This is a genomic window from Actinomadura opuntiae (assembly GCF_030283205.1).
Classification (GTDB): domain Bacteria; phylum Actinomycetota; class Actinomycetes; order Streptosporangiales; family Streptosporangiaceae; genus Spirillospora.
In genome coordinates this window covers 1-11350 of sequence record NZ_JASNWF010000053.1, presented here as the reverse complement: position 1 = coordinate 11350, position 11350 = coordinate 1, and the positions used below count along the sequence as shown (strand labels likewise).

Sequence of the window (11350 nt, the reverse complement as noted above, 5' to 3'; positions counted from 1 at the left end):
TGAGGGTTTGGGGCCGGTGCCGGTGGGTGTGGCGGGTGAGTTGTATGTGGCGGGTGTTCAGTTGGCGCGGGGTTATGTGGGTCGGGTGGGTTTGACGGCGGAGCGGTTTGTGGCGTGTCCGTTTGGGGTGGGGGAGCGGATGTATCGGACGGGTGATGTGGCGCGGTGGGGTGTGGGTGGGGTGTTGGAGTTTTTGGGTCGGGTGGATGAGCAGGTGAAGGTTCGGGGTTTCCGGGTCGAGCCGGGTGAGGTCCGCGCGGCGGTGATGACGCACCCGCAGGTCATGGACGCCGCCGTGATCGCCCGCGAGGGCGCGCTGGTCGCCTATGTGGTCGTCGCCGGTGACGCGCCGCCGGCGGCGGTGCGGGAGTCGGTGCGGGAGTTGGCGGCGCGTCGGCTGCCGGAGTACATGGTGCCGTCGGTGGTGGTGCCGCTGGAGGCGCTGCCGCTCACCGCCAACGGCAAGCTCGACACCAGGGCGCTGCCCGCGCCCGGTGTCGGCGCGGGCGCGGGCCGTGGCCCTCTCACACCGCAGGAGGAGTTGCTGTGTGAGGCGTTCGCGCAGGTGCTGGGGTTGGAGAAGGTCGGTGTGGACGACGACTTCTTCGCTCTGGGCGGGCATTCGCTGCTCGCCGTACGGTTGGTGAGCAGGGTCCGCAGTGTGCTCGGTGTCGAGATCGACATCACGGCCCTGTTCGACGCGCCCACCCCGGCCGGACTCGCCGCACGGCTCGCGGGGGCCGGTGAGGCGAGGCCCCCGCTGCGGGCGGCCGAACGCCCGGAGCGGGCACCGCTGTCGTTCGCGCAGCGGCGGCTGTGGTTCATCGACCAGTTCGAAGGACCGAGCCCGACCTACAACATCCCGGTCGTGCTGAACCTGTCGGGAGAGGTGGACGAGGACGCCCTGGCCGCCGCGTTCCGGGACGTCATCGGGCGGCACGAGGTTCTCCGCACCATGATCGCGTCGGAGGACGGCGAGCCGTACCAGCACATCGCCGATCCCGACGACCTCGACTGGCGGCTCACGCTCGCCGACTCCGCCACCGACGAACGGGTGGCGGAAGCGGCCGGGCACGCGTTCGACCTGGCGGCCGAGATCCCGATCCGCGCCTGGCTGTTCGGCGGGAGCACGCTCGTCGTGGTCCTGCACCACGTCGCCGCCGACGGCTGGTCCATGGCCCCGCTCGCCCGTGACCTCTCGACGGCGTACCAGGCGCGCTGCGCGGGTGGGGCTCCCGAGTGGGAGCCGCTGCCCGTCCAGTACGCCGACTATGCGTTGTGGCAGCGCGACTTGCTCGGTGACGAGAGCGATTCCGCCAGCCTGCTCTCCCGCCAGGTCGCGTACTGGCGCGACGCGCTGGAGGGCGCGCCCGCCGAACTCGCCCTCCCGTTCGACCGGCCCCGCCCCGCCGTCGCCTCCTACCAGGGCCACCGCGCGTCGCTGAACGTACCGGCGGACGTCCACGCGCAGCTCGCGGCGTTGGCGCGAGCCGAGGGCGTGACGATGTTCATGGTGGTGCAGGCAGGGGTGGCGGTTCTGTTGTCGCGGCTGGGGGCCGGTGCCGACATTCCGATCGGTGCGGCGAGCGCGGGCCGTACCGATGAGGCCCTGGACGATCTGGTCGGCTTCTTCGTCAACACCCTGGTGATGCGGACGGACCTGTCGGGCGATCCGACCTTCGCCGACGTGCTGGCCCGGGTCCGGGAGGCGAGCCTGTCGGCGTTCGCCCATCAGGACGTGCCGTTCGAGCGGCTGGTCGAGGAACTGGCGCCCGCCCGTTCGATGGCCAGGCACCCGCTCTTCCAGGTGATGATGACCCTGGAGAACCGTGCCGAGACGGCCCTCGACCTGCCCGGCGTCCGGGCCGAGGGAGCGTCGGCGGGCCCGCTGCCCGCCAAGTTCGACCTCGAACTCGGCATCGTGGAGCACCGCGTCGGCGAGGACGGTGCGCACGCGGGGCTGCGCGGCGGGATCGTCGGAGCCGCCGACCTGTTCGAGCCCGCGTCGGTCGAGCGCCTCGCGACCCGGCTGGCGCGGCTGCTGGAGGCCGTGGCCGCCGATCCGCGGATCCGGATCCGGGACATCCCCGTCCTCGAGGCGGACGAGCGCCGCCGGGTCATCACCGCCTGGAACGACACGGCCCGGCCGCTGCCGCCGGCCACGCTCCCCGAACTGTTCGAGGCGCAGGTGGCGCGCACGCCGGATGCACTCGCGGTGGTGGGCGACGGCGTCGAGCTGTCCTACGCCGAACTGGACGCGCGGGCGGACCGGCTGGCGCGTCTGCTGGCGGCTCGCGGAGTCGGCCCGGACACGGTCGTCGCGGTCCTGCTGGAACGCGGCGCCGATCTCGTCGCCGCGGTGCTGGGCGTCCTCAAGGCGGGCGGCGCCTACCTTCCGGTCGATCCGGCGAACCCGCCGGACAGGATCGCGTTCATGCTGCAGGACGCGGGCGCTCGCGTCCTGCTGACGTCGACGCCCGGTGCCCGTGCGGTCCCGGAATCGGTCGCGCTGCCCACGCTGCTGGCGGACGCGCCGCACGGCGAGGAGCCCGCCGGGAGACTCGAAGCCCGGCGGCCCCGGCCCGGGAATCTCGCCTACGTGATCTACACCTCGGGCTCCACGGGACACCCGAAGGGTGTCGCGCTCACCCACGAGGGCGCCGTGAACCTGATCGCCGCCGGGGGGTGGGATGCGGGCCCGGGCGACCGGATCCTGCAGTTCGCCTCCATCGGGTTCGACGCCGCGACGTGGGACTGGCTCACCGCCCTGTGGTCCGGGGCGTGCCTGGTCACCGCCCCGGCGGACGAGCTGCTTCCGGGCGGCGGGCTCGCCGAGGTCGTGCGGCGGCACCGCGCCACGCGCGTGCTGCTCCCCCCGTCCGTCCTCGGCGTGCTCGAGGAGGCCGACCTGGCGCCGGTGACGACGCTCCTGTCGGGCGGTGAGGCGCTCGACCGGGCCCAGATCGACCGCTGGGCGCCGGGCCGCCGGTTCCTCAACGCCTACGGGCCGACCGAGATCACGGTGTGCGCGACGATGGCGGGCCCGCTGCACCCGGGCGACGACCCGTACATCGGCCGTCCCAACGCCAACACGCGGGTGTACGTGCTGGACGAGAACCTTGCGGCCGTACCGCCAGGCGTCGTCGGGGAGCTGTACATCGCCGGGCGCGGCCTGGCACGGGGCTACGTCGGCCGGTCGGCGCTGACGGCGGAGCGGTTCGTGGCCTGCCCGTTCGAGCCCGGAAAGCGGATGTACCGGACGGGCGACCGCGCGCGCTGGACCGCGGACGGCCGGCTGGAGTACGCCGGGCGCGCCGACGACCAGGTGAAGATCCGCGGGTTCCGGATCGAGCCCGCGGAGGTCCAGGCGGCCGTGGCGGCCCACCCGGCGGTGACGCATGCGGCGGTCGTCGCGCGCAGGGACGTCCCGGGGGACCCGCGGCTGGTCGCCTACGTCGTCGCGCCCGGCGCGGGCGAAGGGCTGCCCGCGCTGATCCGGGACTTCGCGGCCGAGCGGCTGCCCGAGCACATGGTGCCGTCGGCGGTGGTGGTGATGGAGGCGCTGCCACTGACGATCAACGGCAAGCTGGACACCGGAGGACTGCCCGCCCCGCAGTACCGGGGCGGCTCGGCACGCGAGCCCGGGACCCGCGAGGAGCGGCTCCTGTGCGAGGTGTTCGCCCAGGTGCTGGGTGTGGACGGCGTCGGGGTGGACGACGACTTCTTCGCGCTGGGCGGGCACTCGCTGCTGGCCGCCCGGCTGGTGAGCCGGGTGCGGGCCGTCCTGGGCGCGGAGGTCCCGCTGCGGGCCCTGTTCGAGGCGCCGACCCCGGCCGGTCTCGCCGGCCGCCTCGCCGGGACGGGACGGGCGCGCGCGGCCGTGCGGCCCATGGCGCGCCCGGAGCGCGTCCCGCTCTCGTACGCGCAGCGACGGCTCTGGTTCATCCACCAGCTGGAGGGGCCGAGCCCCGCCTACAACATCCCGGTGGTCCTGCCGCTGTCCGGCCGGGTGGACCCGGAGGCGCTGAACCTCGCCTTCCGGGACGTCATCGGACGGCACGAGGTGCTGCGGACCGTGTTCCCCTCCCTCGACGGCGAGCCCCACCAGCGGGTTCTGCGCCCCGAGGACCTGCGGTGGCGGCTGCCGGCGCTGGAGGTCGCGCCGTCCGAGCTGAGCGAGACGGTCACGCGGCTGATGGAGCACGCCTTCGACCTGGAGTCGGACGTGCCGATCCGGGCGTGGCTCCTCAGTCCGGGCCCCGAGGAGCACGTCCTCGTGGTCACCCTTCACCACATCGCCACCGACGGCTGGTCCGAGGCCCCGCTCGCCCACGACCTTTCGGTGGCGTACGCGGCGCGGTGCGAAGGCCGTGTCCCGGAGTGGGAGCGGTTGCCGGTGCAGTACGCGGACTATGCGTTGTGGCAGCGCGAGCTGCTCGGGGACGAGTCCGATCCCGGCAGTCCGATCTCCCGGCAGGTCGCGTACTGGCGTGAGGCGTTGTCGGGTGCGCCCGAGGAGCTGGCGCTTCCGTTCGACCGGCCGCGTCCCGCCGTCGCCTCCCACCGGGGCCACCGGGTCCCGCTGAAGGTCCCGGCCGATGTGCACGCGCGGCTGCTGAAGGTGGCGCGTGCCGAGGGCGTGACGTTGTTCATGGTCCTGCACGGCGCGTTGGCGGTGCTGCTGTCGCGGCTGGGCGCCGGGACCGACGTCCCGATCGGCTCGGCCAACGCGGGGCGGGTGGACGAGGCCCTGGACGACCTGGTCGGCTGCTTCGTCAACACGCTGGTGGTGCGGACGGACCTGACCGGCGACCCGGCCTTCACGGACGTGCTGGCGCGCGTCCGCGACACGAGCCTGTCCGGGCTCGCGAACCAGGACGTGCCGTTCGAGCGGCTGGTGGAGGAGCTGGCGCCGCCGCGGTCGATGGCCCGCCATCCGCTGTTCCAGACCGTCCTGACCTTGCAGAACACCATCGAGGCGCACCTCGACCTGCCCGGCCTGAGGGCCGGCGGACCGTCGGCGGAGCCGGCCGGCCGGTCGTGGTCGGCGGCGAAGTTCGACCTGGACGTGATGGTGGGGGAGGCGTTCGACGCCGAGGGCGTCCCGGCGGGTCTCGGCGGCTCGGTGACGGTGTCGGCGGACCTGTTCGATCCGGTGTGGGCGGGCCGTGTCGCGGACGCGTGGGTGCGCGTGCTGGACGCGGTGTCGTCGGATCCCGGCGTCCGGCTGAGCGCGGTGGAGATCACCGGCAGGGCCGAGCGGCGCCGGACGCTGGTCGACTGGAACGCCACCGCGGCGCAGGTTCCCGCGAGTTCTGCGGCCGAGCTGTTCCGGTCGCACGCCGGTGATGCGACGGCGATCGTGGCCGGCGGCGAGCGGGTGTCGTTCGCGCAACTGGACGCGTCCGCGAACAGGCTGGCGCATTTCCTGATCGCGCAGGGTGTGGGTCCGGAGTCGGTCGTGGGGCTGTGCCTGCCGCGCGGCGCCGACCTGGTCACGGCGATCCTCGGCGTGTGGAAGGCCGGGGCCGCCTACCTGCCGGTGGACCCGGCCCAGCCCGCCGAGCGCATCGCGTTCATGCTGGCCGACGCGCGAGCCGCGCTGCTGCTGACCGCCGAGGAGATCATGGAGGATCTGCCGGCCGGCCGGCTCCGCATGGTCACCCTGGACGACCCGCTGATCGGCCTGCATCCGCAGACGCCGCCCGAGGTCCGGGTGGAGCCGGACGGGCTCGCCTACGTGATCTACACCTCGGGCTCGACCGGCAGGCCCAAGGGCGTGGGCATCACGCACGGCGCCGTGGTCAACTACGTGTCCTCCGTCCCCGGACGCGTGGGGTTCGGGAAGGGCCGCTATGCGCTGCTGCAGGCGCAGGCCACCGATCTCGGGAACACGGTGGTGTTCGCCAGTCTCGCCGCAGGCGGCGAACTGCACATCCTGGACGAGGCCGCCGTCACCGATCCCGATGCCGTGGCCGCCTACGTGGCCGAGCATGCGATCGACTTCATGAAGGTGGTGCCCTCGCATCTGGCGGCGCTGGGCGCGTCCCGGGTGCTGCCCGCCCGTTCGCTGGTGGTGGGCGGGGAGGCGGTTCCGCCCGCGCTGGTGGAGGAGGTCCTGGCGGGCGGCTGCGAGGCGTTCGATCACTACGGGCCGACGGAGACCACGATCGGTGTGGCGACGGCCCGGCTCGGTTCGGGCGCCGTGGGGTCGCCGGTCGCCAACACCGCCTTCTACGTCCTCGACGACCGGCTGCGGCCGGTGCCGGTCGGTGTGCCGGGTGAGCTGTACGTCGCGGGCGCCCAGGTGGCCCGCGGTTACGTGGGGCGGCCCGGGCTGACGGCGGAGCGGTTCGTGGCGTGCCCGTACCGGCCCGGCGTCCGCATGTACCGGACGGGTGACCGGGTCAAGTGGACCGCCGAGGGCGAGGTGGTGTTCCTGGGCCGTACCGACGACCAGGTCAAGGTCCGGGGCTTCCGCATCGAACCCGGCGAGGTCAGGGCCGTCCTGGAAGCCCATCCTCAGATCACGAGCGCGGTGGTCACCGCCCGGGACGACATCCTGGTCGGCTATGTCGTCACCGACGGCGAACCGACCGTCGATGTCCGGGAGTTCGCCGCCGGGCGGCTGCCCGAGCACATGGTGCCGTCGGCCGTCGTCGTCCTGGACGCCCTGCCCCTCACCGCCAACGGCAAGCTCGACCGCAAGGCGCTCCCCGCCCCCGACTACGGCTCATCGGCAGGCGACGGGCGCCGGGCGGCCACGGTTCAGGAGGAGATGCTCTGCGGGGCCTTCGCCGAGGTGCTCGGACTGCCATGGGTCGGGGTCGAGGGAGACTTCTTCGCCCTCGGCGGCCATTCCCTGCTGGCCGTACGGCTCGTGAGCCGCATCCGGGCCGTCCTCGGCGTGGAGATCGAGGTGCGCACCGTCTTCGAGGCGCCCACGGTCGCCGCCTTGGCCGCCCGCCTGCACGGCGCCGGCCGGGCCCGAACGCCCCTCACCGCACGGGAACGCCCCGAACGCATCCCGCTGTCCTTCGCGCAGCGGCGGTTGTGGTTCATCGCCCAACTCGAAGGCCCGAGCGCCACCTACAACATCCCGATCGTCCTGCACCTGCCGGACGAGGTGGACCGAGCGGCGCTCCGGGCGGCGCTGCGCGACGTGATCGACCGGCACGAGGTGCTGAGAACCGTCTTCCCGGTGGCCGACGGGGAGCCCTACCAGCACGTCATCGCCGCCGACGACCTCGAATGGGAACCGGCCGTGGTCGATTCCGCCTCCGACGATCTGGTGGCGGAGGCGGCGCAGTACGCGTTCGACCTCACCTCCGAGGTTCCCGTGCGCGCCTGGCTGCTCGGGGACCGGGTGCTCGTCCTGACGCTTCACCACATCGCCAGCGACGGCTGGTCCACGGCGCCGCTGGCGCGCGACCTGTCCGCCGCGTACGCCGCGCGCCGTGAGGGCCGGGCCCCGGACTGGACGCCGCTGCCCGTCCAGTACGCCGACTACACGCTCTGGCAACGCGACCTCCTCGGCGACGAGATCGGCGATCAGGTCGCCTACTGGCGCGACGCCCTCGCCGGGATCCCGGAAGAGCTGGAACTGCCGGCCGACCGGCCGCGTCCCGCCGTCGCCTCCTACGAGGGGCACGAGGTCCCGCTCCGCGTCCCGGCCGACGTGCACGCGCGGCTCGCGCAGGTCGCGCGCGCCGAGGGCGTCACCATGTTCATGCTGCTGCAGTCGGCGCTGGCGGTGCTGCTGTCGCGGCTGGGGGCGGGCACCGACATCCCGATCGGAACACCGAACGCGGGCCGCACCGACGAGGCGCTGGACGACCTGGTCGGGTTCTTCGTCAACACGCTCGTCATCCGCAGCGACCTGTCGGGGGACCCGGCCTTCCGGGAGGTGCTCGCCAGGGTGCGCGAGACCGGCCTGTCGGCACTGGCGCACCAGGACGTGCCGTTCGAGCGGCTCGTCGAGGAGCTGTCCCCGGCCCGGTCGATGTCGCGGCATCCGCTGTTCCAGGTGATGCTGACCTTCCAGAACAACGCCGAGGCCGTCCTCGACCTGGCGGGCGCGCGGACCGTCGGCGGGGCGGCCGGCGCGCCCGCGGCCAAGTTCGACCTGGAGCTCGGCGTCGGCGAGATGTTCGACGAGAACGGCTCCCCCGCCGGGCTGCACGGCGGGATCGTCGGCGCGGCCGATCTGTTCGGGCCGGCGTCGGTGGAGCGGCTGGCGGCGCGGCTGCTGCGGGTGCTGGACGCGGTCGCGGCCGACCCGGGACTGCGGCTGAGCGCGGTCCCGGTCATGGACGACGAGGAAGCGCGGTTCGTCCTCGCCGAGCGGAACGGCACGGACGTCGAGGGCGCACCGGCCACGCTTCCCGAACTGTTCGAGGCGCAGGCCGATCGCACGCCCGACGCCGTGGCGGTCTGCGGCGAGGGCGTCGAACTGTCGTACGCCGAACTGGACCGGCGGGCGAACCGGATGGCGCGGCTCCTGGTCGACCGGGGTGTCGAGCCGGGGCAGGCCGTCACCGTGACGGCTCCGGACGAGGCCGCGGCCGTCGTGGCGAGACTGGCCGTCGCCAAGTGCGGCGCGGCATGGCTTCCGGACGGCCCGCAGGCGATGGTCCTGGATCCCGCGGAGCCGGCGGCGCAGCCTTCGACACGTCCATCGGGACGCCGGCCGCATCCCTCACAGCCCGCGCACGTCGGGCCCGACGGCATGCTGACAACGCACCAGGCGATCGTCGACCATGTCCGCGGGGAGGCGAACGCCGCCCCGATCGCACCCGGCGACCGGGTCCCCGCCGACACCGCCTCCGCCTGGGAGATCTGGCACCCCCTGCTGTGCGGCGCGACCGTTCGCGTCGGTGGCGGCTCCGTCGCCGGCCGCCGTCACCTCTACGGGCTTGCGGAGCTCGCGCTTCCGGTCACGCGGGCCTTGGTGCTGGACGAGCGCCTCGCTCCCGTCCCGGTGGGCGTGCCGGGCGAGCTCTACGTGTCCGGTGCCGCCGTTCCGCAAGCCCGTCAGCACCGGCCGGGAATGACGGCGAGCCTCCTCGTCGCCAATCCGTACGGCGGGCCGGGCGAGCGGCTGTATCGCACGGGACGGCGCGTCCGGTGGCTCGCTGACGGGCGCCTGGCGGACGCACCGGTCCGGGCCTCTGCGACCGAGGCCGCGGCCGTCCCCGAACGGCGCCTGGTCGCCTATGTCGTCCCCGCACCCGGTTCCGTCATCGACCCCGCTGAACTGCGGTCCCATTTGCGCGCCCACCTCCCCGAGTCGATGGTTCCGGCGGCGGTGGTGGAGCTGGACGGGCTGCCGTTGACCGCCAACGGCAAGGTCGACGTCGCCGCGCTGCCGGCACCGGACCTGCCCCGGTCCGCAGGCCGCGGCCCCGCCACCGTCCAGGAAGAGCTGCTGTGCGGGGTGTTCGCGCAGATCCTCGGCGTGGACGCGGTCGGGGCCGACGACGACTTCTTCGCGCTGGGCGGGCACTCGCTGCTGGCGATCCGGCTGACGAGCCGGGTCCGCACGGTGCTCGGCGTGGAGCTGCCCCTCCGCGCGCTGTTCGAGACCCCGACCGTCGCCGGGCTCGCCGCCCGGCTGGCCGACGCCGGCGAGGCACGCCCGGCGCTGACGGCGTCGGAGCGTCCGCGGCGGGTGCCGCTGTCGTTCGCGCAGCGCCGCCTGTGGTTCATCGGGCAGTTGGAAGGCCCGAGCTCCGCCTACAACGTGCCGATCGTGCTCCGCATGACCGGGGAGGTGGACCGGGACGCACTCGGGGCCGCGCTGCGGGACGTGATCGGACGGCACGAGGTGCTGCGCACCGTCTACCCCTTGGCCGACGACGAGCCCTACCAGCGGGTGCTCGACCCCCGCGACCTCGACTGGCGGCTGGCGGTCGCGAAGGTCGCCCCGGACGAACTGCACGGCGCGGTCGAGGCGGCGGCGGGTCGACCGTTCGACGTCGCCCGGGAGATCCCGCTCCGGGCCTGCCTCTTCGACGCCGGACCGGGCGGCGAGGTCCTGGTCGTGGTACTGCACCACATCGCCACCGACGGCTGGTCGCTGGAGCCGCTGGCACGCGACCTCTCGGCGGCCTACGCGGCGCGGCGCGCGGGCCGCGCTCCCGCATGGGAGCCGCTCCCGGTGCAGTACGCGGACTACGCACTGTGGCAGCGCGAGCTGCTCGGCGACGAGGACGACCCCGGCAGCCTCGTCTCGGCCCAGGTCGACTACTGGCGCACGGCCCTGGCGGAGGCTCCGGAGGAGCTTCGCCTGCCCTTCGACCATCCGCGTCCGCCGGTCGCCGACCACCGCGGGCACACCGCCCCGTTGGAGATACCGGCGGAGGTGCACGCACGGCTGGCGCGGTTGGCGCGGGCCGAGGGCGTGACGATGTTCATGGTGGTCCAGACGGCGCTGGCGGTGCTGCTGTCCCGGCTGGGCGCGGGAACCGACATCCCGATCGGTGCCGCGAACGCGGGCCGCACGGACGAGGCCCTGGACGACCTGGTCGGGTTCTTCGTCAACACGCTCGTGATGCGGACGGACCTGTCGGGCGACCCGACGTTCACCGAGGCGCTGGCCCGGGTGCGGGAGACGAGCCTGGCGGCGTTCGCCCACCAGGACGTGCCGTTCGAGCGGCTGGTGGAGGAGCTGGCCCCGGCGCGGTCGCGCTCCCGGCATCCGCTGTTCCAGGTGGTGCTGACCTTCCAGAACAACGCCGAGGCCGTCCTCGACCTGCCGGACGTCCGCGCCGACGGCATGGCCGCCGCGCCGCGCCCGGCGAGGTTCGACCTCGACGTCCTGCTAGGTGAGGCGTTCGACGCCCGGGGAGTCCCGGCCGGGGTGCGCGGACTGGTGACCGGTGCGGCCGCCCTCTTCGAGGCCGGGACCGTCCAACGGATCGCCGCCCGCCTGGTGCGCGTGCTGGAACGGCTCGCCGACGATCCCGGCACCCGCCTGAGCGCCGTCGACGTGCTCGTCGAGGGCGAGCGTCATCGGGTGCTCCGGGAGTGGAACGACACGGCCGTCGAGGGACTGGAGGTGTCCGCTCCCGAGTTGTTCGCCGAGCAGGTGGTGCGGTCGCCGGGTGCGGTGGCGGTGGAATGCGGCGACGTGGAGCTGACCTATGCGGCTCTGGACGCCCGGGTGGAGCGGTTGGCGTGTTTCCTGGTGGCCCAGGGTGTGGCCGCGGAGTCGATCGTCGGGATTTGCATGCCGCGTGGGGTGGAGATGGTGGTGGCGGTGTTGGCGGTGTGGCGGGCGGGGGCTGCGTTCGTTCCGGTGGATCCGGAGTATCCGGCGGAGCGGGTCGCGTTCATGCTCGCCGACAGC

At 73.8% G+C, this 11350-nt stretch carries 1 protein-coding gene; it reads left to right on the top strand.

What is annotated here, in order from left to right; genetic code table 11:
• Window positions 1–16: 16 nt before the first annotated feature.
• A partial coding sequence (locus tag QP089_RS48595; RefSeq protein WP_285921422.1) for a non-ribosomal peptide synthetase occupies window positions 17–11350 on the top strand: 11334 nt, incomplete at its 3' end.